Source organism: Lactobacillus sp. M44 (genome assembly GCF_058130005.1).
In genome coordinates this window covers 1,107,062-1,130,710 of the sequence record NZ_CM176707.1, presented here as the reverse complement: position 1 = coordinate 1,130,710, position 23,649 = coordinate 1,107,062, and the positions used below count along the sequence as shown (strand labels likewise).

Here is a 23,649-nt window from a genome sequence, read left to right as displayed (position 1 = left end):
GCATCACCTATTTTTTAATTACTAATTTGCTCAAATCTCCTAATTGACTTGCAAGTTGATTAATTGTCGCTAATTGAGTTAAACGATTATTCTTTACTGCTTCATCTTTAGACATGATCATATTAACACTGAAATAATGATCAATTACTGGTTGCAAAGCAACAAAACCTTCATATAGTTCTACTAGATCAGTTGTTGCTTCTAAACTTTCAGTACCTAAGAACAATTCATTTTCACTTTGATCTTCAAATAATTCAGTATTTACTGGCTTTTGAGCATCAAATTTTGCTTTTACTAGTATATTATTAATTCTAGTTAAACTTTCAACAACTGGCTTAAAGTCTTCGCTATCATGATGTGTTTGCAACACTTTAGCAGCTTGCACAATTTGACGAGGATCTTGTTGGCTAGAAGCAATAACTGCGTCAATAACATCATATTTAAAATCATTGATTTGTAGATATTGCTTAATTCTATCACGTACAAAAATTGCAATAATAGCCTCATCTTCTGAAGATTTTGGTAATTTAGCTGGAGTTTTTCCAGTTAATAATTTAATAATTTCAGGTAGTACTTCATTAATTGGTAATGACCATTTTTCATTTAATAAAATACGAACAATACCATAAGCATATCTACGCAAGGCATACGGGTCATTAGATGAAGTAGGGATCATTCCTGCACCAAAGAACGCAATGATTGTATCTAATTTATCTGCAATTGATAATAAAGATCCCACTTTAGTTTCTGGTAACTTGCCTTCTGCAGTATTTGGCATGTATTGTTCTTTAATTGCAACACTCACTGCTTCGTTTTCACCAGCTAGTCTTGCATAATGCATCCCCATCACACCTTGCAATTCAGCAAATTCACCAACCATTTGTGTTACTAAGTCAAATTTATAAATTTGACTTACACGATCAAAATCAACGATTTCTTGTTCGTTCATATTAAACTTATTAGCTAGATAATCACCAATAATTTTTACACGAACCATTTTTTCAGACATTGAACCAATCTTATCATGGAATGATACATCCTTTAGTCGATCTACAAAATGACTGATTGGGTATTTTTTGTCTTCATCATAAAAGAATTGTGCATCATCTAATCTTGCAACTAAAACTTTCTCATTACCTTTGATGACGTTATCTAAATATTCAGAATTACCATTACGTACTGCAACAAAATGATTCAATAATTTATCATTTTGATCGTATACTTCAAAGTAACGTTGATTATCCTTCATTGAAGTAATCAAGACTTCATCTGGAATATTTAAATATTTTTTGTCAAAACTTCCCGCAAAAACAGTAGGGTATTCAACTAAGTTGGTAACTTCTTCTAACAATCCTGGATGTAAAACAATCTTCCAGTTATGTTCAGCAGCCAAATCATTAATTTGCTTAGTGATAATAGCTTTTCTTTCGCCACTATTTACAATTACAAATTGATTTTTTAAAGCTTCTTCATAATCATCACTATTTGCTAGGATTACTGAATCACCTAGAAATCTATGACCTTCAGTTTTGCGACCAGCAGTGATATTCAAAATCTTAACTGGCACTACTTCACTACCATAAATTGATACTAACCAATGAATTGGGCGAATAAATTCAAAATTATTGTCTCCCCATCTCATCTTAGTAGGAAAAGTTAATGACTTAATAACCTCAGACATTCCTAGTAAGATATCTTCAGCTTTTCTACCTTCTTTTTGGACATGAAGATATGCGTATTCAGTACCCTTTAATTCTTGGAAGTAAATATCATCAGTAGTCATTTTTTGACCACGAACAAAGCCCTGAGCTGCCTTTGACCAGTTACCATCTTTATCTAAAGCAATTTTTTTAGCGGGGCCTTTTTTTATTTCATCAATATCAGCTTGTTTCTCAGCTAAATCTTGAACTAACACAGTCAAACGACGTGGTGTAGAAAATTTCTTAATATCTTTGAAAGTTAAGCCATTTTTCTTTAAAAAATTAGCAGTTTTTGTAGCTAATTGGTCAACACTTTTTGAAACGACATGTGCTGGCATTTCTTCAGTACCAATTTCAAATAAGTAATCTTTACTCATTTTCATTGCCCCTTTCATTTGCATTTTTTAGTAGTGGAAATCCTAATTTTTCTCTGACTTCTACAAAACTTGAAGCTGCTTCATGAGCTAAGTTTCTGATTCTTGATAAATATCCTGCACGCTCAGTTACTGATACTGCACCACGTGCATCAAGTAAGTTAAAAGTGTGACTACACTTCAAAATATAGTCATAAGCTGGGTGAACTAAATTTTGGTTCAATAATTTTTGAGCAGTTGCTTCATAAATATCAAAGAATTTTAACAATTGATCTTGATCACTTTCTTCAAAAGCATACTTAGAATGTTCATATTCAGGCTCTTGGAAAATATCACGATATAAAATTCCATTTCCCCATACTAAGTCAAAAACAGAATTAACATCTTGAATATATGATGCAAGTCTTTCTACACCATAAGTAATCTCACTCATAACTGGCTTTACTTCTAATTCGCCAACTACTTGGAAATAAGTAAATTGGCTAACTTCCATGCCATCAAGCCAAACTTCCCAACCAACACCTGCACAACCCATTGATGGGTTTTCCCAGTTATCTTCAACGAATCTAATATCATGTTCTAGTGGTTCAATTCCTAGTACACGAAGAGAATCTAAATAATATTGTTGAATTTCAAGAGGTGATGGTTTGATAACTACTTGAAATTGATGATGTTGAAATAATCTATTAGGGTTTTGACCGTAACGACCATCTGCAGGTCTTCTTGATGGTTCTACATAACATGCTGCCCATGGTTCTGGTCCAACAGCTCTCAAAAAAGTATATGGGCTCATAGTTCCTGCACCCTTTTGTTCATCATAAGAAGGCATAATCATACAACCTTTTGATGACCAAAATTGTTCAAGTTTGAAAATCATATTTTGAATATCCAAAGTTTTCGTCATATTTTTGCTCCTATCACGCATTAGACCATAAAAAAAGCCTATGCAATAAAGTTTTGCATAGGGACGATTATCTCGCGGTTCCACCCTAATTCAGGAAAAATTTCCTGCACTTAATTGTATAGCTAGAGGTGCCTTTTCCTAGGTGTTCTTTCATCAACCAACACTCGCTAAACTAGTACTTTTTTTATTCCTCATCATCACTATTGAATACTTAAACATTCTAGCACATTTTGATCAAGGATTATATAAATTTGTTTAGATATTTTCATTAAAAGTTTGTAATTCATCTAAAAATCTTTTACTTTTCAAATCCAAATCTACAGTATGATTAAAAATTCGATCAATTGCTTTTCTGATACTCTTTTTCATTGCAATTGAAACTTGGATATTGCCCAATTGAGTTATTGGCAATAAACCTAATGTGCGAATTAAAGCAGTTTCTTTTGGCTTTAGATGCATTCTATCAGACACTTGCAAAAAATGTCTATCGCAAATAACCCCACCTAATTTAATTGAATAATCAAAAATCCCTTTAAATCTACCACAAATAATGCACTGTTTTAATTCAGGTTGTACACCATATGCAGTTAACAATTTCAGTTCAACCATATCAGTAATAATTTCTGGATCTTGTTTATCATTTATTTTGTTAATAGCTTGATTAATCAACTCAAAATAATTGCCTAAATTTTGATACTCTTCAAATGCATGATCAACCAAGTCAAAAATAAAGCTTGCATAAGCATTAGCAACTAAATCATTATAAATATAATCTAATTGTTTTGCTTTTTTGATTGTTCGTAAAACACTAATTCCATGCCTATTAGTCATCACCACAAATGTTCCAGTAGAAAAATTAAGGGTATCTGCACCCATTTTAGATTTAGGTCTTAATGCCCCATGAACTAAAATTGTGAAGATACCCAATTCTTTACTAAAGATTTTTGCTAAAACATCGGCCTCTTTATATTTTTGTCGTTTAAATATAGTTCCAGATACTTCAACAAGTTCTTTACTCATTATGAAAGATCCTTTTTATCATAACCAATTTGTTTTAAAAAGATTGGATCACTGCGCCAATTTTTTTGTACTTTGACCCACAACTTTAAGTTAACCTTTTCACCAAGTAATTGTTCAATTTGCTTTCTTGATGCGATTCCAATTTTTTTAAGCATTGAACCAGCTTTTCCAATCAAGATACCTTTTTGCCCATCTCTTTCAACATAAATGGTAACTTCAATTTGCAATTTACCATTTACACGTTGATTCATTTGATTGACAACAACTGCACTTGCATGTGGAATTTCTTGTTGAGTCAATTGCAAGATTTGTTCACGAATCAACTCAGCCACCACAAAATATTCTGGACGATCAGTAATTTCATCATCCCCATACATTTGTGGACCTTCTGGCAAATATTTTTGAATTGTATCTAATAAATCATTGATATTAATTCCTACACGTGCAGAGATCGGAATTGTTTCTGAAAAATCTCCAAACTTTTGAAATGATTCCATTATTGGCAACAACTTATCTGGATGAATTGTATCAATTTTATTTATAACTAAAAATACAGGTACGTTAACCTTAGCAAGCAATTCAGCAATATATTCATCACCTTTTCCAGCTTCTTTTGGTTCAACCATAAATAAGACCATATCAACATCATTTAAAGTTGATAGTGATGCATCATCCATATAGTCATCTAACTTGTTTTTAGGCTTATGAATTCCTGGTGTATCAACAAATACAACTTGCATTGAATCTGATGTATAAATACCAGCAATTTTATTTCTAGTTGTTTGTGGTTTATTTGAAGTAATTGCTACTTTTTGACCAACTAAATAGTTCATTAATGTTGATTTACCAACATTAGGTCGTCCAATTAACGCTACAAAACCTGACTTATATTTGTTTTCTTGTGTCATTTATTAATCCTTATGTAATGGTAATCCATATTCTTGTAAAACTTCACCTTGAATGCCAAACATTACTTTTGCTTCATCAGGATCTATATGGTCATATCCATTAAGATGCAAAAAGCCATGAACACAGGTATAACCAAATTCACGATCAAAACCTGTTTCATATTCTACAGCGTGCTGTCTTACAACTTCAGGACAGATAAATAAATCCCCAATATCTTCTACAAAATTAGGATCAGACGAAAATAACTTCAGATCTACTTTATCTTCACCATCTTCAATTGCAAAAGAAATTACATCAGTAGCACGATCTTTATTACGATATTCTTTATTAATTTCATGAATCTTTTCAGGACTAACAAAGTTAATGCTCATTTCAAGATTATTTCCTTTATGAATTTTATCTTTTGCAAGTAATAACAGATCTAAAATCCATTTTTTCCAATCTCTAGCTGGATCATCTAAAAAGTTAACTTCATCTGTAAATGTAATATCAATTGGTGACATTATTCTCCCTTTTCTTCATATGCACGAATAATTTTTGCAACAACTGGATGTCTTACAACATCATTGAAAGTAAATTCCACAAACTTAATTTGCTCAATTCCCTTTAATATGTGCATTGCTTGAATCAATCCACTATGTTGTTTACCAGGCAAGTCTACTTGAGTGACATCTCCATTTACAACCATCTTAGAGTTAAACCCCAATCTAGTTAAAAACATCTTCATCTGTGCATCAGTAGTGTTTTGTGCCTCATCTAATATAACGAACGCTTCATCTAAAGTTCTACCTCTCATATAAGCAAGAGGTGCAACCTCAATAATTCCTCGATCCATTAATCTATTAGTTGTTTCAGTGCCTAAGATTGCATATAAAGAATCATATATTGGCCTTAAATAAGGATCAACTTTTTCTTTTAAATCACCTGGTAAAAATCCTAATGATTCACCAGCTTCAACAGCTGGTCTAGTTAGGATAATTCTTGATACTTCACCATTTTTAAATGCAGCAACTGCACAAACAACAGCCAAAAAGGTTTTTCCTGTACCTGCTGGCCCTATTCCAAAAACAACATCTGATTTATGAATTGCATCGACATATTTTTGTTGACCCAAGTTTTTAACACGAATCGGTCTGCCTTTAGCATCTCGAATTAGTATTTGATTATACAGATCACCAAAAAATTCGACTGTACCTTTATCTGCCATCTTCATAGCACTAACAACGTCAGTTGCATTTATTAAAATACCAGAGTTAACCACACGCTCAAGCGCAGTCAAAACTTTCTCTACTTTTTTTATATCTTTTTCATCATCACCAGATATTTGAATATTGCTGCCAGTATCTGAAACATTAACATTGTAACCATCAGCTAATAACTTTAAGTTAGCGTCATTTACCCCAACTAAATTTATAATATTTTCTGGATTTTGTGGTGTGAAGATTGATTGAACCATTTAACCATTCCTTAGTTTAAAAAAGCTATTTATTTAACTTCTGTGAAACTAATTTAGAAACTTCCTTACCATCTGCACGACCCTTTAATTTCGGCATTATTGCTTTCATTACCTTACCAAAGTCAGATTTGGATTTTGCACCAGTTTCTTCAATAGTCTCTGCTACAATTTTGGCTAATTGTTCAGGATCCAATTGTTTTGGTAAGTATTTTTGAACAATTTTAATTTCTTTACGAGTTTCATCAGCTAAATCTTCTCGATTACCTTTAATAAATTCATCTAAAGATTCTTTGCGTTGTTTTAATTCAGAACTTAAAACTTTAATTTCATCATCAGAAGTTAAATCATGTCCTAATTTAATTTTTTCATTCATTAAAGCAGACTTCAACATTCTAACTGTGTTTAGAGTTTCTTTGTCACGATTTTTCATCGCGGTTTTCATATCTGCCATAATTTGATCTGATATACTCATTTTATATTACCTGCCCTTTTATTTCCTAAAAAAAGCTCCCGACAAAATCTAGGTCGAGAGCTTCAAGTAAATTAATAATGTCTACGCTTGCGTGCAGCTTCAGATTTTAACTTTCTGCGTACGCTCGGCTTTTCATAGAATTCACGTTTGCGGTATTCTTGTAGGGTACCACTTCTAGAAACGGAACGCTTAAAACGACGAAGAGCATCATCAATAGACTCATTTTCGTGAACAATTGTCTTAGCCATGTGAGATCCCTCCTTCCATTTCTTGGCAGTGTTGCCAGTTACAATATACATAAATTATAGACAAAACTGCCCTTTGTCGTCAATAGTCGCAACAACATTTTATGAAACTTTTTTTACTAAATAAAATATAGTAATTAAAAGCGTATTCAATCCCATGTTAAATAGGTATAATAGCTGTATGAGGTGAAACAAATATGACAGATCAAAAACAAACAGACAAAGACATTAATATCATCATTATTTCTGACTCAGTTGGTGATACAGCATTTAATTTAGTTCAAGCAGCTGCTGCACAATATCCAGATACCACTATTAATTATAGAAGATACCCATTCATCACCACTATGGAGAAGTTAACAACTGTTTTTGATGAAATTGAAAAATTTCCTAATTTATTAATTTCATATACATTAGTTAATGACAACATGCAACTTGCAGTAATTAAGTTTTCAAGAGAACATAAGGCCAAATATATTGATTTATTTAGTCCTGTAGTTGATGATTTACATCAAATGACTGGACTTGCACCATCTGGTAAAATTGGTGGTCAACATAAATTAACCAAAAACTACTTTGATCGCATTTCTGCAATGGAATTTGCCGTTATGTACGATGATGGTAAAGACCCTAAAGGTTTTTTGGAAGCTGATGTGGTATTGCTTGGAGTTTCTAGAACTTCAAAGACACCATTATCATTATATTTAGCAAATAAGAACTTAAAAGTAGCTAATTTGCCTCTTGTCCCTGAAACTCATATTCCTGAAGAAATTTACCAAATTGATCACAATAAAATTGTTGGTTTAACTAACGATCCTAAAGTGTTAAATGAAATCAGACGTGAAAGAATGCGCAGTTATGGTTTAAATCCAGATACCGCGTATTCAAATATGGATTCGATTAATGAAGAATTAGAGTCCGCAAACAAACTATTCAAAAAATTAGATTGCTATGTGGTAAATGTTGCACATAGATCTATTGAGGAAACTGCTGCATTAATCTTGCATCATTTAGGCTATGATGATGAAAAATAATATGTTTTATTTAAATTGACTTGATGCAACTACTTCGACGCCTATTGATATTTGCATTTGTTATTATTGCTCAAAAATAATTTAAAATTTTAAAACTTACTATTAGTAAACTATTTTATGGATTGTTATAATTATCAGTGAAGTTAAATATTACAAAAATAGAAAGGAAATTTTTTATGAAGAAATTAGATGCAACAAAACTTACCCCTGAACAAATAGAATTTTTTAAGACTCATTTAGCATACCTTGCAACTGTTGATAAAAATGGTGAACCACAAGTTGGTCCTAAGCAATCTATGCGCGTATTAGATTCAACACATTTACAATATCTTGAAAAAACTAAGGCACATGCATATGAAAACATTAAAAATGGTTCAAAAGTAGCTGTTGTAGTTGCTGATGTACCTACTCATACTAATGTTCGTATCCTAGGTGTAGCTCACATTCATGAAAATGATGATTATGCAAAGAAAGTTCTTGAAGGATCAGATGCACCAACTGCATACCCAGTAGTTATTGATATCAAAGAAATCTTTAGCTAATTTTAAAATATTATAATCTAAAAATGAGTTCAACTTTATATAGATTGAGCTCATTTTTTAGTTTCAATTGTAAGCAAAATAATCGCCTACTCATTTGCTCCGTTGTAAAATTCTTATAGTTATCAAAAGAGGCAGGTTATCATTATGAGTGAAAAAGATACTAATTTAAATACCGCAATTTTTGCTGGAGGATGTTTTTGGTGCATGGTTCAACCTTTTGACACTGTTCCTGGCATCAAAAAAGTAGTTTCAGGATATACTGGCGGACATGTTGTTAACCCAACTTATGAACAAGTTGCATCAGAAACTACAGGTCATACTGAAGCAGTAAAAATAACTTATGATCCAAAAATTATTTCATACAACGATCTGGTAAATATTTATTGGCAAGTGACTGATCCAACCGACGCCATGGGGCAATTTCAAGATCGTGGCGATTCATATCGTCCAGTGATCTTTTATAATTCAGATTCGCAAAAACAAATTGCTGAAAAATCAAAAGATGAGTTAGAAGCAAGTCATAAATTCGACAAACCTATTGTTACTAAAATCGAACCAGCTATGCCTTTTTATCCAGCAGAGCAATATCATCAAGATTTTTACAAAAAGAACCCATTTCGTTATCAAATTGAAGAAATGGGTGGACGAAGTCAGTTTATTAAGGAACATTGGGGTAAATAGACACAACTAGTAATTTTTTAGATCATTTATTAAAATGGTCTTTTTTTATTTATTTTGTAATGTTTTTTAAGTTAAACTTGTGTACACTTAACAATAGATTTAAGTTTTGTTGAAAAGGAAATTAATTATGGATCAACTTGATCGAATTTCACGTCGCTATAACATATTATCAAAACTATCAGCGGCATTTTTTTATTCATTAGCGGTTGCTATTGCATTGAACTTCTTCTGGCAACCTGGCCACATTTATTCATCTGGTGTCACTGGGTTTGCTCAGATTTTGGAATCAGTGTCAACTAGATATTTACCATTTACTTTAAGAACTTCTGTAATGTATTTTATTTTGAATGTTCCTTTATTTATTTTGGGCTGGTTCAAAATTGGTAAGAGATTTACATTATATACAATTATCACAGTCTTACTTGCTTCCGTTATGATGCATACTATTCACCCTTGGGTTGCACATTTAGATCCTCTATTATGTGCAATTTTTGGTGGCGTTATCAATGGTGTAGGAACAGGTATGGCTTTAAAGAGTGGTATTTCTACAGGTGGTTTAGATATTATTGGTATTATCTTGCGTAAAAAAACTGGGACTAGTTTTGGTTCTATCAATATTGCAATTAACTTATTAATTGTGATGGCAGCGGGATTTGTCTTCGGCTGGACAAGAGCCTTATATACTGCATTGAACATCTTTATTAATGGTCGAGTAATTGATGCGGTGTATACGCAGCATCAAAAAATGCAAGTAATGATTATTACTGAACACCCTCAAAAAATTATAGATAGTATTCAAGAAAAAATGCATCGTGGTATCACAATCATTCATGATGCTGAAGGAGCTTATGGACATGTTGAAAAAACAATCTTATTAACCATTATTGATAGATATGACATGTATGATATCAGAATGGCTATTACAAAAAGTGATCCCTATGCATTTGTTAGTGTAAGTGAAGTTACAAAAATTTATGGTCGCTTTAAAGAACAAGAAGTAGTTTAGTTTTACGGTTTGAATGACGCTAAATACTTCTCAGACACACAAATTCTTAAATACATGAATTAGCAAAATTAGTTAGCTTAAAAGTACAAATGACAGTTGTTTGTGCTTTTTTTATTTGAACACTAATACTATATAAATAGTTGTTCAAATCTTATTTATTAAAAAAGTACGACTTTATCCATCGTACTTACTTTTAACTATTCAATGCACTTTAAGACCTTATTTTTCAAACAATTTTTTATATTGCCCATACCCTTCTTTTTCTAGATCTTGTTCAGGAATAAATTTTAATGCAGCGGAATTAATACAATATCTTAACCCCCCTCTATCAACTGGTCCATCAGTAAAAACATGTCCTAGATGAGAATTAGCCTTGGGACTTTTTACTTCTGTGCGTTCCATCCCAAATGATTGATCACGTTTATAATCTAATTTTTCAATTGGTTTAGTAAATGAAGGCCAGCCGCACCCCGCATCATATTTATCTGTACTTGAAAATAAAGGCTCACCGGACACTACGTCTACATAAATACCTGGTTGATAAAAATTATCATATTTTCCAGAAAATGGGCGCTCCGTTGCCGCTTTTTGAGTAACTGCATATTGTTCATCAGTTAAATTCTTTAAAGCTTCTTTTTTATTAAATTCTGTCATTGTAATTCCCCGCCTTCTTCGTTTTCTTAATAATATCAAACAATAAAAAAAGTCGTTGAGAATCTGCTCATCATCAATTTGTTAATTCGTATTATGCAATTTAAAACCAAGTAATACATTTATCAATAATACTATTATAGGGAAAAATGCAAAATGAATGTACTGTAATGGATCAACTCGTAATGTACTAGATATAAATATACCACTAACACTCCATGGCACAATTGAATTGACCGCAGCGCCAGCATCATTAAGAACTCTAGTCAGATATTTTCTTGGTAAGTGTATTTGGTCATAGGATTTTTTAAAGCTTTCGCCAGGTAATATTATTGATAAATATTGTTCACCAACTAAATAATTAACTCCTAAACATGCAATAATTGTCGTAAAATTAAGCCTACCAGGAGAGCTGATAAATGCAGAAATATTATTTAAAAGATTATTAATAATATCAAATTTTATTAATAATCCTCCTAATGCAAGTGCAAATATAATTAACGCAAGAGACCCTAGCATACTCGATATACCACCTTTAGATAACAACGTATTCATTTGATGACTACCTGTTTTTGCTACATATCCATTCATAATATAATTGGCTAAGATATTTACTTTAACTGGCTTATGTAGATATCCAACAATTAATGCAAAAAATGATCCAAATGCTAAAGATGGAATTGCAGGAACTTTACGCCAAGCAAGCACTAATAACAATACAATTGGTAAAAGTGTCCAAATAGATATCCAAAAGCCTTGTTTTAATTGCATCATCATTATTTTGATAGTTTTCAAACTAGCATTAGAATGATGAAAACCCAATATTATATATAAAACTAAAGTGATAATCCACGCAGGTATATCAGTCCATAATAAGCTTTTAATGTGATCATATAAGTTAATTTTCCCTATCCCAGCAGCAAGATTTGTAGTACCAGATAATGGAGAAACATTTGCACCAAAAAACGCGCCAGATACTATTGCACCTGAAGCTAAGCCAACATTGATTTTTAAAGCAATACTAATTCCTAAAAATGCAATACCTAAAGTTGAGATTGTGGTAAATGAGCTACCTGCAACTATCCCCATCAAAGAACACACTATAAAAACTGTTGGTAAAAAATAATCCACTGAAATTATATTAAAGCCAAAATACATAATAGTCGGAATAGTACCAGCATAAATCCATGTGGCAATTAATACCCCAATCAAAATAAATATAAACATTGGAATTGCACCTAACTTGATCCCATCAGCAATTCCATCAACTATAGTATCCCAATTAAATCCTCTCAAATATCCATATAACATTAATAAAGATACAGATATTAATAAAGGAATTTGTGGAGCTTGTTTTTTGAAAATAATTAAATATCCTAAGATCAATAATATTACTATAATTACAATTAAACTTTCTATTGCTTTTATTTTTGGCTTTACTTTATTACCCATATCTTTTTTCTCCTCGCATTAACTTTATCAATAGGCTACCACAAAATATAAAGAAATAATATTATTAATTGTATTGACTTATCTCATTTTTACTTGTAGCATATTAGTCAACTAGTAGTTATTTAGTTCAGTGTTCAGAGAACTAGTGGTAGGTGCAAACTAGGCAGACTAACTTAACGAAATACATATACATTCTTATAATGTTGAGGTGCACAATAGATGCACAAATGTGGGTGGTACCACGGTTTAAATTGATTTTGATCGTCCCTTGAGCTTATTTGCTTGAGGGATTTTTTTATTGGAGGAAAATACCATGGCAAAATTTGATATTTTAGAAGATTTAAAGTGGCGTGGAGCTATTAATCAGGAAACTGATGCAGATGGACTGCGTGAATACTTAAAAGATCACGATGATCTATCTTTATACTGTGGAACTGATCCAACTGGTGATTCACTTCATATTGGGCATTTAATTCCATTCATGATTTTGAAAAGATTCCAAGAAGCTGGATACCATCCCTACATTTTAATTGGTGGTGCAACTGGCGAGATCGGTGACCCTTCTGGTCGTAAAACTGAACGTGTCTTGCAAAGCGACGAACAAGTTAGACATAATGAACAAGCATTAACTCGCCAAATGATTAAATTATTTGGGACTGAAAACTTCACTATCGTTAATAACAAAGATTGGCTAGGTAAGTTTGGATTATTACCGTTTTTGCGTGATTATGGAAAATTATTCAACGTTAACACTATGCTTAATAAAGAAACTGTTGCCAGCAGATTAAGTAGTGGTATTTCTTTTACTGAATTTACTTACCAAATTTTACAATCCATCGACTTTTATATTTTGAATCGTGACCACCATGTTGAATTAGAAATTGGTGGAGCTGATCAATGGGGTAATATCACTTCTGGTGTTGACTTAATCCATAAACTGCAAGGCAATAACCATCCAGCATTTGGATTAACTATCCCATTAATGTTAAAAGCGGATGGTACTAAATTTGGTAAATCTGCTGGTGGTGCTGTTTGGCTTGATCCTGAAAAAACTAGTCCTTATGAATTCTACCAATTCTGGTTAAATCAAGATGATCGTGATGTTATCAAATACTTGAAGTACTTCACTTTCTTATCACATGAAGAAATTGATAAATTAGAGCAAAAAGTTAAGAATGAGCCTTGGAAGCGTGAAGCACAAAAGAAATTAGCACAAGAAGTAACTAAATTCGTCCATGGTGAAAGCGGCTTAAAAGAAGCTGAAACTATTACTAATGCCCTATTTTCTGGTGATATTAAGTCATTAACGACTAAACAAATTGAACAAGGATTCAAGAATGCTCCAAGTAGTGAAATTGCAAATGAGAAGCAAAATATTGTTGAATTCTTAGTAAAAGCCAAGATCGTCCCTTCTAAGCGTCAAGCAAGAGAGGATATTAGAAATGGTGCCATTTATATTAATGGTGAAAAAGAGCAAGATTTAGACTTTGAAATAAATCCTGCAGATAGTTTTGATGGTAAGTTTATCATTGTTAGAAAAGGTAAACGTAAATATACTTTGATTCGTGTTAAAAAATAATAAAAAAGGATTTGATTTCATATCAATGTAATATGGTCAAATCCTTTTTTGTTACTTTTTCAATTCTGGTAAATATGAATATGGATCTTTTTTTGCTCTAGCTGTCATTGTATATCTACCAAAAAAGATCATTGCATGATGCATTGTAATCCATTGATCTTTAGGTAAAATTTCTTCTAATCTTTTTTCAACTTGAATTGGGGTTGCATTTTGGGCAACAATATGAAACTTTTTAGAAATTCTTGATACATGAGTATCTACCGCAATTGCAGGAACACCATAGGCCTCTGCCATAACAACATTAGCTGTTTTAATACCAACACCTGGCAGTTTAACTAATTCAGACTTTGATTTTGGAACTTTCCCATCATATTTATCTTGTAATATTTGGGCCGTTTTCTTTAAATGTTTAGCTTTTGAATGATATAAGCCAATTGACGCTATATCTGCTTCAATTTTCTCTATTGGAGCTTTTGCTAAAGCTTCTGCATCTGGAAAATCACCAAAGAATTTTGGTGTCACACGATTTACTTGCTTGTCAGTTGTTTGGGCACTCATCAAAACAGCACATAATAAATGAAATACTGAATCCCATTTTAACTCTCCTTTTGCATCAGGATATAGTTGTAATATTCGCTCTAAAACTTCTTTAGCTTGGTCATCAGTCAATAATTTTTCAGCCATTTTAATTCCTTCCCAAATATGATTTCACATCTTCAACACTCCGCAAATTCATCCTTTGCCAATTCAATAATATTCTATCAACATATTTAAAATTATAAACGTGTGACAAAACTGCTTGGCGCAGCGCTAATTGAATTACATCTGGTTGATAATGGTCTTGGCTGATCCAAGCAGAAATTTCTTCTCGCTCTATTGGACTTAACAATCTTCCAAACTCAATTTCAAATTGTTGAACTAATCTGGCGGCAGGATTTAATTGCTTTGGTTCGGCAGATACATTATTTTTATCAATAGGATAATTCTCATCTAAATATTTATCTAATTTATCATATAGAAGGGCTAAATCATATTTATCCAAAATTTTTCCATTATTATCATGGTCTTGCATAATATTAAGCAACTTTTTTTCAATTAAATTTTGTAATAAAGCCCCTATTTCTGAAGGACTTAGATTTGTTTTAGTTGCAAGTTGCTTTTCTGAAGGAAATTGATTACCTGCTTGCATAAAAGATTCTAATTGAACAATTACCAGAAATTCCGCATCAGAAATTTTTAAATCATGATAAAACGATAATAATGCATTTGGTAAAACACTAAAACCAAATTGACGATAAGAATTAAAAGACATTATTTTTCCTTTCAAAAAAGCTGAACTGCAATTCAGTTCAACTTTTTAAATTTATTATATTGTTTATATTAAGGCTCTAAACGATTCAACATTCTTGGGAATGGAATTGCCTCACGTAAGTGATCTAAATGGCAAATCCAAGCGATTGCACGTTCAAATCCTAATCCAAAACCCGAGTGTGGTGTAGAACCATACTTACGCAAATCAAGGTACCAACTATAATTTTCCAAATTCAAGCCAGCCTCTTCAATTTGAGCTTTTAATACTTCATAATCTTCTTCACGTTCAGATCCACCAATAATTTCACCATAACCTTCAGGTGCTAATAAGTCAGCACATAAATATTCCTTAGGATTTTCAGGATTTTTCTTCATGTAAAATGGTTTTATTGCTGTAGGATAATTCTTGATAAATACTGGGCGATCATATTGTTTTGAAATAAATGCTTCATCAGGAGCTCCAAAATCATCGCCCCACTTGAAGTCATAACCAGCATCTTGCAATACCTTAACAGCTTCATCATATGATAATCTTACAAAATTACCTTCAGTTGTTGGCTCCAATAGTTTAGGATCACGACCCAATAATTTTAATTCATATTGACAGTTATCTAATACACTTTTAACCAGTGCAGCGATATATCTTTCTTGAACTTCTAATGATTCATCTTGATGAGTCCAAGCCATTTCAGGCTCAATCATCCAAAATTCAGTTAAATGACGGCGAGTCTTTGATTTTTCAGCTCTGAAAGTAGGTCCAAAGGTAAACACTTTGCCAAATGCTTGTGCTCCAACTTCTGCATATAATTGTCCAGATTGTGACAAATATGCATCATGATCAAAATATTCAATATGGAATAATTCTGTTGTTCCTTCAGGTGCAGAATGCATCAAAATTGGAGCATCGAATTTAATAAAACCTTCTTTTTTGAAAAATTCATAGGTAGCATTGATCATTGTGTTACGAATTTGCATAATTGCAAATTGACGACGACTTCTTAACCATAAATGACGATTATCTAATAAGAAATCGACACCATGCTCTTTGTTTCCAATTGGGTAATCTTCAGTATTAGAAACAATCTTTATATTATTGATTTGAATTTCATATCCAAAATGAGATCTTGCATCTTCATTAATTACACCAGTTATATAAAAACTAGCTTCTTGGTGCAGACTTTTAGCTGCTTCAAATACTTCATCTGAAACTTTATTTTTTAATACAACACCTTGAAAAAATGCAGTACCATCACGCAATTGCAGGAAAATGATTTTTCCACTTGAGCGTTTATCTGTTAACCAGACATGCATTCTAACTTCTTGTCCAACATGTTTGGATGAATCTTTAATTGAAATAAGTTCTGTCATAACACAACCACCTTTTAGAATATTTCTTATTAGTTATCATACCAAAATTTTTACAAATTATCGATATATGATATCTCTTTGGCATTATTAAAATTAAATAGCGCATAACCATAATTTTGATTTTCTTTACCAAAGGCCACCTCCCATACGGCTTTTCCATTATACCACCCTAAGTTAATTTCTCTAATAGGTCTGTATGGATGTAATTGCTCAAATTTTTTCTTAATTTGATTTTCACTGTATCCTTTAGTAGCTGGTAAATAATATGCCTTTTTGGTTTTTGGTAAATAAATAAAATAGCTTTTTTGATTTTTATTATTTACTCCTTCAACTGCTTGGCTAGTAACTTCTCGACTTAAATGATAATACTTATCAACTTTTTTCATTGAAGTTTTGCTTTCAGCAAGTTGAGTGATGTTTTTAGCAGCAACACGATTAGGTCTAGTTGCAATTCCCATAATAATAATTGCAGCAATATATAAAGCTACTAATATTGCGAAAAGCCAAGCTAAAAATTTCCAAACACTACGCCACTCATAATCTATCATTTCTGATCCCTCGATTTCAGGTTATTGATTAATTGTTTGTGATCAACTTTTTTAGGTGATACGGGCAGGCTTTGAATAAATGAATTGCCATATGAATCATTCCACAGCCTTTGATCTAAAATAGCAAAGATGCCATGATCATTTTCTCCGCGAATTAATCTACCACAGCCTTGTTTAAATCTAATTATCGCACGTGGCAAAGTATCTTGTTGAAACACATCAATACCATTTCTTTCCAGTCTAATTTGTCGTAATTTTATTTCAGGTTGATCTGGTGCATCAAATGGCAATTTGGTCGCAATGACTAAATTGATTTTAGTGTCAAAAAAGTCAACACCTTCCCAAAAACTATTAGCACCCAAAATAATTGCTTTTTTTGCAACTGTAAATCGCTTAGAAATCCGATCATTAGAGCCGGTGATTTTTTGAGCTAAAATTTCATAATCACTAAATTCTGGTCGGTTCACAATCATCCCAAAAACATCACGAATAGTTTCCAAATTCGTAAATAAAACTAAAATATGATCTGATTCTAACACTTGAGGTAATAATTGCCCAATAAATTTAGTGAAATGATTATCATTTGGATTCATTGGAACTTTTGAATCACTTAGACCCAATACTTTTAAATGATCTGTTAAATTAAATGCTTGTTTTGCTTGATATGTTATTACTTCATGCTTTTCAAGCGCCAAAATATTTTCTATATAATCAAAATTATTTTGATCAGTTAATGTAGCAGAAATCAATAATACTTTACTGAAGTGTTCATAGATTGCTTTTAGTTCATCCCGCGGATCAATTGTTAGCCAAGAAAGATTAGTTGCTAATGGATCTGATGGATCAGTTACAATTAACATAAAGCCTAAGTTTTCAAAGACATTTTGATCAGTTAATTTATCGGTAAGGCTGTATGCTTTTTCGGTATAAAAATCTAATTTGTCTACTTCATCTGATATTTCATTTAATATAGCTTCTTCACTAGGTAAAAATGCATCATGTTCTTGATATAGCCGATAAAGCACTTGATTAGTTAGATTTCTAACCTCCTCTAATCTCTGCTGCATTATTTTCATTAAAGTATTAAATTGTTTGTATTCTGCAAATAAAGTCTTTGATTCAAATCCTAATTCTATAGTGTTATTCGGTCGTACATTTTGACTAATCGCATTTGAGCGCTGACTATATAGCATTCGCTGCAATTCATTAATTATATGGATTAATTTTCCAATATTTGGTTCTAGCTTAGATAATAAATAGCTGATTTGAGAATCTGTAGTGTAGTTATTAGCTAAATTATCTTCACTATTAAAAATCAAATTTCGCAAATGCGCTAACACTCCCCAAAATGATTCAAATTGCAGAGAATCATTGCGTGAATTAGTTACATTATCCGCAAATCTGTGTGCTTCATCAACTACTAAATATGGATTAGCTCCCCAGATTGAATCTTGATAGTGATTTGCTAAGTAAGCATGGTTAGTAACTAAAATATCAGCTTGTTCTTGTCTAAATCTAGCCAAATTCCAAAAATCATATTTTGCAAAAGCAGTCCCAACTCGCGCATCCCCTGGATGCTGAATCTGAACGAATAGTGGTGCATTAAAGTTTGCTAGTTGAAGTTCATCTAAATCGCCAGTTTCAGTTTGAGTTAGCCAAATCAAAATTCTCATTTGTAAAACTAAAGTTGGCTGATTAGTTGTGGGATGCATTAAAGTTTGCATAAATCCATCTAAATCTAAATAATGACTACTTGATTTAACTATTTGAGCATTAAGTGACAGACCTGTTATATCTAATAGTTGCGGGATTTCTTGTCTTAAAATTTGCTCTTGCAAAACTTGAGTTGTTGTGGCAATTACCAATTTTTTATTTGCTATCAAAGAATAAGCAAAACTAAATAAATAGCTAAAAGTTTTCCCTGTACCATTAGGAGCTTCAACTAATAACTTATTTTTCTTATCAACTTCAATAAAATCATGGATTCGATTAATTAAAGTAACTTGACCACGCCTAAAAGTTATCTTGTTGTTAAACAATTTTTCTTTTTGGTTATCTGTTATAGGAAAATCTGGTGTATCAGTTAAATCATGTTGTAAAAATTCAGAATTTCGATGCAAAATTAAGGATTTAACTTGCAGATATTGTTTTCCTAATGGTCTTTTATTTTGTCTAGCCTCATCTGCTATTTCTTTAAAAATTAAATTAGTGTCTCGCAATAACCCTTTTGCCAAAACATTTAAAGTATTTAGTGTAGCTTGTGGCAACGAAGATAATTTATCAATAATGTCTAATAATAACCCAGCAGTGGCATATGCATCAGAGTCTGCTTTATGTGGATTTAAATGTTTTAAATGCAGTTGAGTAGTCAAATCTCGCAATTTATATGAAGCTAAAGTTGGAAAAGCAATTTGAGCTAGCTCCACAGTATCAATAGCTCTATTAGTTAATTGTTCAAAGCCAAAGTTGGCTAATTCATAATTTAAAAAAGGAAGGTCAAAATTGATATTGTGTGCAACAAAAATTTTATCTTTTAAAATTTCGATTATTTTTGGTGCAAAATATGAAAAATCTGGTTTTTCTACTAGATCTTCATCATAAATACCAGTTAGTGCTTCAACAGCATTAGGAATTTTTCTTTTAGGATTAATCATAAAAGAATAAGTTTTAACAATCTTCAGATTTTTTATTACGGCACAACCAAATTGAATAATATGATGTCCTTCTTCTCTTTGGGTGCCAGTAGTTTCTAAATCAACTACTGCAAACACTTCATCTGCTAGTGTCACACTTATCTTTCCTTTCTAATTTATTTTAATGTTAATAATTCTTTTGAATTTAGTAAAATTAAGTATTTTTCTTTAACTTTTTTGTTAGTCATTTCACTTAAAGCTTTTTCATATAAGTTTAACTGACCACTATATTTTTTAGTTAAATTATTTAACGCTTCTTGATGATGGATTTTATCAACATAATCAGTTTTATAATCGAATAAGATTATCCCATCATCTTCTTGATAATATCCATCAATTGTTCCATGTACTAAAATTTTAGCATTAGGATCATCAAATTTTGAAAATATCGTAGAAGCTTTAATCAAACTTGAAAAATCAACTTCTCTAAATAATTGATTAGGATTTTGCCAAAATCTTTGTGCAAACTCGCTATTAACAAACCACTTAATCTCATCAAGTGGCAATTCTTCAACTATTTTTGGATTTAATTGACCTTGTTTAATTAACTTACCAATCTCAAAATCTAACTGATTTTTCTCATGATGAAAATAATCATAATATTGCAAAATTAAGTGCATCGCCGTACCTTTTTGTGCTCCAGTAAATTTGGTTTGATATAAAAAGTTAGGCTTTGTATCAATCGTTTGTAAATAGCGATTACTTGATTTGATTAAATGACTATTTGCTAAATCAACATCATCTGGATTATTAAATGCTGATTTAATTTCAGATACTGCTTGATAAGCGGTAGTTTTAGTGCTGATATCAAATGGATAATTGAAACTATACAATTTATCAGCTGTTTGCAAGATCAACTTTGATTGTATCTGAGATTCAGTTTCAACTTGGGATTTTGTCTCAATATCTTTTGTTTGCACATCATATTTAACATAAATCATTTTAGGAACTTCATCAATATTTAAAGTCAAATCATTAATATTTTGACTAATATTATTATCAAAATCAAGTTGTGGTCCAAACATATCTAGTGGTGTATTTGCTTGCAGTTTTGCATTAATATCTAGTAATCCATTATTTAATTGCATTTTCCACGTATTAATTTGTTTAGAAAAATTAGCTATATCAGCTACCATAATAAGCTTTTGCTTAGCACGAGTTACTGCAACATACATAATTCTAGATTCTTCTTCTAGGAGTTGTTTTTTCTTTAAAACATTACTCATGCTCTTAACTAAAGTATCTAAGCGATATTTTGGAAAGTTAATAGTTATACCTAAATTATTTGGAGTAATAATGTAATTTTCATTCAAGTCACGCATTTGAAAATGATGTGCTAATCCAACATAAAAGACAATTGGAAATTCCAAACCTTTTGATCCATGAATCGTCATTAATTTTACTGCATTCCCAGCTTGTTTAGAAAGCAGAGGTTGTGCTAAATCTTTTTGACTGGCACGCATTCTATTAATAAACGAAATGAATTGATATAGTCCTTTAAACCCAGCACTTTCATATGAATTTGCTCTTTCATATAATGCTTGCAGATTAACTCTACGCTGATGTCCATTAGGCATTCCTGTCACAATATCCAATAAATCTGTTTTTTCATATATGCTCCAGATTAATTCAGAGATTCTATGAGTTGTCTCAAATTCTCTCAGATTTTGCAGATCATTCAAAAACAATTTAACTTTGTCAGATAATTCATCATGAACACTTACATAACTAGTTAAAGCAGTGTAAAAGCTGGCATTTTTAGTATGAATTCTAATTTTGGCAAAATCTGATTCATCAAAATTATATAATGGAGATCTCATTACAGATACTAGTGGAATATCTTGATCTGGATTATCGATAATTTTTAAATAAGCCAAAATAATAGTCAATTCAAATGTTTGGAAGTAATTTTCTGCATCAATAACAAATAATGGCATATTATTTTCCGCAAACTGCTGCATAATATTTAAATTATTTGACCGACTTCGAGTCAAAATAGCAATATCAGAATATTCAAATGGACGCATTTCACGAGTTTTTGGATCATAAATTTTAAACTTTTCTTTTTTTAATTGTTTAATTCTACTTATCACCATCTGAATTTCGTCAAAGTCGACTTGATTACTATCTTGATCTGAGTTTCTGCTTTTTTCATGATAAATAAATTCTGTTGCTTGGCCTATCTGATCATCATAATCTGCTCCATAAGATAAACGACCTTCTTTTTGATAATCTATTCCTCCAAAATCTTCAGTTAATAATGGATCAAATAATTTGTTGACATTTTTGACTACAGCTTTACTAGAACGGAAATTATCACCCAAAACAATTCTTTCTTTTTCATCAATATTTGCATATTCTTGATATTTATCCAAAAAAAGGCTTGGCTCTGCTTGTCTAAAGCCATAGATAGATTGCTTGACATCTCCCACCATAAATAAATGGTTATCTTTAGTTTTAACTAATTGAATAATTTTTTCTTGAAGTGCGTTGATATCCTGATACTCATCAACTAGTATATTTTGAAATTTATGTTGATAATATTGTCTAGCCATTTGCGAATTAGAAGTATCTTGACTCAAGATTTGATAAGCATATTGTTCCATATCTGCATAATCAATTAAGTTTTGTTCTTTTTTTAAATCTTGAAATCGCTTAATCAATTTCAATTCAACTTGACAAATTGTAGTAACAATTTTTTGCCCTTTTTGCATAGCTTTAGTTTGCAAATCATTATCTGCTGCATAAAAAGCTGTATAAACAGCAAATATTATTTTTTTTAAATCATTTTTTATAGTTTGACTTGTTGCATAAAATTCTGCAATATCTTCATCCCATTTAGGATTTTTTCTAGTAGAAATCCTAAATTGACAATTGCGCAATGCAGCTTGTTGACTATTAAAATCAGCATCTTGATCAAGTGCATTTCGATATACCTGTAGAGTTTTTTTTAACGATTCAAAATTTTGTTTAACTTTATCTAACTCTGTATTTTCTATGATTGATGTTTGCAATACTTGATCTATTTTCTGATTTAAATCTTTTATGCGCAATTGAAGATATGGTTTAATTTGTTTTTGCCAAATAATCGAATTTACTAAGTCATCACCAACTTGATAATTATCTGGTAAAGTTTGTAGCCACTTTTTATAATCAGGCTTTGCCATTGCAAAATTATATAAGTCCAACAAAATTTTTCTAGCTGTGTCAGCATTGCGATCACCAACAAAATTTTCATAAAAATGAGTAAATGAACTGTCTTTTTTCTCTAAATATTCAGCTTCAACTTCTTTTAAAGCGCGCTCTTTTAATAATTCTGATTGAGTTGGATCGGTTAGGATGCTGAAGCTTGGATCTAAATCAATTGCAAAATAAAATCTTCTAATCACATCTAAACAAAAAGCATCAATTGTCGAAATATTAGCAGTATCTACTTTAATTAATTCATTGCGCAAAAATGCATTATCTGGTGCACTAATGACTTTTTGATTTAATATACTTTTTATTCGCTGCTTCATTTCTTCTGCAGCAGCTTTAGTAAAAGTAATTACTAACATATTATCTAAGCTGTTTTTATCTAATAATAAACGCAAAACACGTTCAACTAATACCATGGTTTTGCCAGAACCTGCAGAAGCAGATACTAAAATATCACAATCTTGGTCATTAATTGCCCTATTTTGTTCAGGAGTGTATTTAACCAT

General features: G+C 31.4%; 21 protein-coding genes. 5 read left to right on the top strand and 16 right to left on the bottom strand.

Going from position 1 to position 23,649, the window contains the following annotated elements; translation table 11 throughout:
* Positions 1-7: 7 nt before the first annotated feature.
* From glyS to rpsU, 8 genes are all read right to left on the bottom strand, one after another.
* Positions 8-2,077 (bottom strand): glycine--tRNA ligase subunit beta, encoded by a 2,070-nt coding sequence (gene glyS / locus AC38BG_RS05490; RefSeq protein ID WP_489936859.1) that lies wholly within the window; start codon positions 2,075-2,077, stop codon positions 8-10.
* Positions 2,070-2,978 carry a glycine--tRNA ligase subunit alpha gene (glyQ, locus tag AC38BG_RS05485; protein ID WP_489936858.1) on the bottom strand — a complete coding sequence of 303 codons (909 nt, stop codon included), beginning with the start codon at positions 2,976-2,978 and terminating at the stop codon, positions 2,070-2,072. The genes glyS and glyQ overlap by 8 nt, the downstream gene beginning before the upstream one ends.
* Positions 2,979-3,233: 255 nt before the next feature.
* Positions 3,234-3,998, bottom strand: coding sequence for a DNA repair protein RecO (gene recO / locus AC38BG_RS05480; protein ID WP_489936857.1), 765 nt, complete (start codon positions 3,996-3,998; stop codon positions 3,234-3,236).
* Positions 3,998-4,906 (bottom strand): GTPase Era, encoded by a 909-nt coding sequence (gene era, locus AC38BG_RS05475; protein WP_489936856.1) that lies wholly within the window; start codon positions 4,904-4,906, stop codon positions 3,998-4,000. The genes recO and era overlap by 1 nt, the downstream gene beginning before the upstream one ends.
* A gap of 3 nt (positions 4,907-4,909) precedes the next feature.
* Positions 4,910-5,410, bottom strand: a complete 501-nt coding sequence (ybeY, locus tag AC38BG_RS05470; RefSeq protein WP_489936855.1) for an rRNA maturation RNase YbeY — start codon at positions 5,408-5,410, stop codon at positions 4,910-4,912.
* A complete protein-coding gene (locus AC38BG_RS05465; RefSeq protein ID WP_489936854.1) occupies positions 5,410-6,363 on the bottom strand; it encodes a PhoH family protein in 954 nt (317 codons plus the stop codon). Before AC38BG_RS05465 ends, ybeY begins: the two co-directional genes overlap by 1 nt.
* 25 nt (positions 6,364-6,388) lie before the next feature.
* Positions 6,389-6,835: a GatB/YqeY domain-containing protein gene (locus tag AC38BG_RS05460; RefSeq protein ID WP_489936853.1), complete on the bottom strand. Its 447-nt coding sequence runs from the start codon at positions 6,833-6,835 to the stop codon at positions 6,389-6,391.
* Positions 6,836-6,906: 71 nt separating this feature from the next.
* Positions 6,907-7,083 (bottom strand): 30S ribosomal protein S21, encoded by a 177-nt coding sequence (gene rpsU / locus AC38BG_RS05455; protein WP_002880182.1) that lies wholly within the window; start codon positions 7,081-7,083, stop codon positions 6,907-6,909.
* 194 nt (positions 7,084-7,277) lie between these two features.
* Here rpsU and AC38BG_RS05450 point away from each other — a divergent pair, with 194 nt between their 5' ends.
* From AC38BG_RS05450 to AC38BG_RS05435, 4 genes are all read left to right on the top strand, one after another.
* Positions 7,278-8,114: a pyruvate, water dikinase regulatory protein gene (locus AC38BG_RS05450; protein ID WP_489936852.1), complete on the top strand. Its 837-nt coding sequence runs from the start codon at positions 7,278-7,280 to the stop codon at positions 8,112-8,114.
* Positions 8,115-8,290: 176 nt separating this feature from the next.
* Complete coding sequence (locus tag AC38BG_RS05445; RefSeq protein ID WP_489936851.1) at positions 8,291-8,656, top strand: pyridoxamine 5'-phosphate oxidase family protein; 366 nt, start codon at positions 8,291-8,293, stop codon at positions 8,654-8,656.
* A 144-nt stretch (positions 8,657-8,800) separates the two neighbouring features.
* Entirely contained in the window at positions 8,801-9,337 is a 537-nt protein-coding gene (gene msrA, locus AC38BG_RS05440) for a peptide-methionine (S)-S-oxide reductase MsrA (protein WP_489936850.1), read from the top strand.
* Positions 9,338-9,464: 127 nt separating this feature from the next.
* The gene (locus AC38BG_RS05435; protein ID WP_489936849.1) at positions 9,465-10,343 is read left to right on the top strand and encodes a YitT family protein; all 879 of its coding nucleotides are present in this window, start codon (positions 9,465-9,467) and stop codon (positions 10,341-10,343) included.
* 219 nt (positions 10,344-10,562) lie between these two features.
* Here the strand turns inward: AC38BG_RS05435 and msrB are convergent, their stop codons facing one another.
* Complete coding sequence (msrB, locus tag AC38BG_RS05430; protein ID WP_489936848.1) at positions 10,563-10,997, bottom strand: peptide-methionine (R)-S-oxide reductase MsrB; 435 nt, start codon at positions 10,995-10,997, stop codon at positions 10,563-10,565.
* Between the two features lie 81 nt (positions 10,998-11,078).
* The gene (gene nhaC, locus AC38BG_RS05425; RefSeq protein WP_489936847.1) at positions 11,079-12,446 is read right to left on the bottom strand and encodes a Na+/H+ antiporter NhaC; all 1,368 of its coding nucleotides are present in this window, start codon (positions 12,444-12,446) and stop codon (positions 11,079-11,081) included.
* A 313-nt stretch (positions 12,447-12,759) separates the two neighbouring features.
* Between nhaC and tyrS the strand changes: the two genes are divergently transcribed.
* Complete coding sequence (gene tyrS, locus AC38BG_RS05420) at positions 12,760-14,025, top strand: tyrosine--tRNA ligase (protein WP_489936846.1); 1,266 nt, start codon at positions 12,760-12,762, stop codon at positions 14,023-14,025.
* Positions 14,026-14,076: 51 nt separating this feature from the next.
* Here tyrS and nth read toward each other — a convergent pair whose 3' ends face one another.
* The 6 genes from nth to addA form a co-directional block, all read right to left on the bottom strand.
* On the bottom strand, positions 14,077-14,709 hold the full coding sequence (gene nth, locus AC38BG_RS05415) for an endonuclease III (RefSeq protein ID WP_489936845.1): 633 nt from the start codon (positions 14,707-14,709) through the stop codon (positions 14,077-14,079).
* 1 nt (position 14,710) lies between these two features.
* The gene (locus AC38BG_RS05410; RefSeq protein ID WP_489936844.1) at positions 14,711-15,337 is read right to left on the bottom strand and encodes a DnaD domain protein; all 627 of its coding nucleotides are present in this window, start codon (positions 15,335-15,337) and stop codon (positions 14,711-14,713) included.
* Between the two features lie 68 nt (positions 15,338-15,405).
* Positions 15,406-16,704, bottom strand: coding sequence for an asparagine--tRNA ligase (gene asnS / locus AC38BG_RS05405; protein WP_489936843.1), 1,299 nt, complete (start codon positions 16,702-16,704; stop codon positions 15,406-15,408).
* A 50-nt stretch (positions 16,705-16,754) separates the two neighbouring features.
* Positions 16,755-17,252: a hypothetical protein gene (locus tag AC38BG_RS05400; RefSeq protein ID WP_489936842.1), complete on the bottom strand. Its 498-nt coding sequence runs from the start codon at positions 17,250-17,252 to the stop codon at positions 16,755-16,757.
* Positions 17,249-20,047: a helicase C-terminal domain-containing protein gene (locus AC38BG_RS05395; protein ID WP_489937847.1), complete on the bottom strand. Its 2,799-nt coding sequence runs from the start codon at positions 20,045-20,047 to the stop codon at positions 17,249-17,251. The genes AC38BG_RS05400 and AC38BG_RS05395 overlap by 4 nt, the downstream gene beginning before the upstream one ends.
* A gap of 14 nt (positions 20,048-20,061) precedes the next feature.
* Complete coding sequence (gene addA / locus AC38BG_RS05390; protein ID WP_489936841.1) at positions 20,062-23,649, bottom strand: helicase-exonuclease AddAB subunit AddA; 3,588 nt, start codon at positions 23,647-23,649, stop codon at positions 20,062-20,064.

Excerpts from the sequence above, each read along its gene's own strand:
- AC38BG_RS05400 (WP_489936842.1), bottom strand. The coding sequence starts at position 17,252 with ATGATAGATTATGAGTGGCGTAGTGTTTGGAAATTTTTAGCTTGGCTT.
- nth (WP_489936845.1), bottom strand. The coding sequence starts at position 14,709 with ATGGCTGAAAAATTATTGACTGATGACCAAGCTAAAGAAGTTTTAGAG.
- glyS (WP_489936859.1), bottom strand. The coding sequence starts at position 2,077 with ATGAGTAAAGATTACTTATTTGAAATTGGTACTGAAGAAATGCCAGCA.
- msrB (WP_489936848.1), bottom strand. The coding sequence starts at position 10,997 with ATGACAGAATTTAATAAAAAAGAAGCTTTAAAGAATTTAACTGATGAA.
- AC38BG_RS05435 (WP_489936849.1), top strand. The coding sequence starts at position 9,465 with ATGGATCAACTTGATCGAATTTCACGTCGCTATAACATATTATCAAAA.
- rpsU (WP_002880182.1), bottom strand. The coding sequence starts at position 7,083 with ATGGCTAAGACAATTGTTCACGAAAATGAGTCTATTGATGATGCTCTT.
- ybeY (WP_489936855.1), bottom strand. The coding sequence starts at position 5,410 with ATGTCACCAATTGATATTACATTTACAGATGAAGTTAACTTTTTAGAT.
- addA (WP_489936841.1), bottom strand. The coding sequence starts at position 23,649 with ATGGTTAAATACACTCCTGAACAAAATAGGGCAATTAATGACCAAGAT.
- AC38BG_RS05450 (WP_489936852.1), top strand. The coding sequence starts at position 7,278 with ATGACAGATCAAAAACAAACAGACAAAGACATTAATATCATCATTATT.
- msrA (WP_489936850.1), top strand. The coding sequence starts at position 8,801 with ATGAGTGAAAAAGATACTAATTTAAATACCGCAATTTTTGCTGGAGGA.
- glyQ (WP_489936858.1), bottom strand. The coding sequence starts at position 2,978 with ATGACGAAAACTTTGGATATTCAAAATATGATTTTCAAACTTGAACAA.
- AC38BG_RS05445 (WP_489936851.1), top strand. The coding sequence starts at position 8,291 with ATGAAGAAATTAGATGCAACAAAACTTACCCCTGAACAAATAGAATTT.
- tyrS (WP_489936846.1), top strand. The coding sequence starts at position 12,760 with ATGGCAAAATTTGATATTTTAGAAGATTTAAAGTGGCGTGGAGCTATT.
- AC38BG_RS05410 (WP_489936844.1), bottom strand. The coding sequence starts at position 15,337 with ATGTCTTTTAATTCTTATCGTCAATTTGGTTTTAGTGTTTTACCAAAT.
- AC38BG_RS05460 (WP_489936853.1), bottom strand. The coding sequence starts at position 6,835 with ATGAGTATATCAGATCAAATTATGGCAGATATGAAAACCGCGATGAAA.
- AC38BG_RS05465 (WP_489936854.1), bottom strand. The coding sequence starts at position 6,363 with ATGGTTCAATCAATCTTCACACCACAAAATCCAGAAAATATTATAAAT.
- nhaC (WP_489936847.1), bottom strand. The coding sequence starts at position 12,446 with ATGGGTAATAAAGTAAAGCCAAAAATAAAAGCAATAGAAAGTTTAATT.
- era (WP_489936856.1), bottom strand. The coding sequence starts at position 4,906 with ATGACACAAGAAAACAAATATAAGTCAGGTTTTGTAGCGTTAATTGGA.
- recO (WP_489936857.1), bottom strand. The coding sequence starts at position 3,998 with ATGAGTAAAGAACTTGTTGAAGTATCTGGAACTATATTTAAACGACAA.
- asnS (WP_489936843.1), bottom strand. The coding sequence starts at position 16,704 with ATGACAGAACTTATTTCAATTAAAGATTCATCCAAACATGTTGGACAA.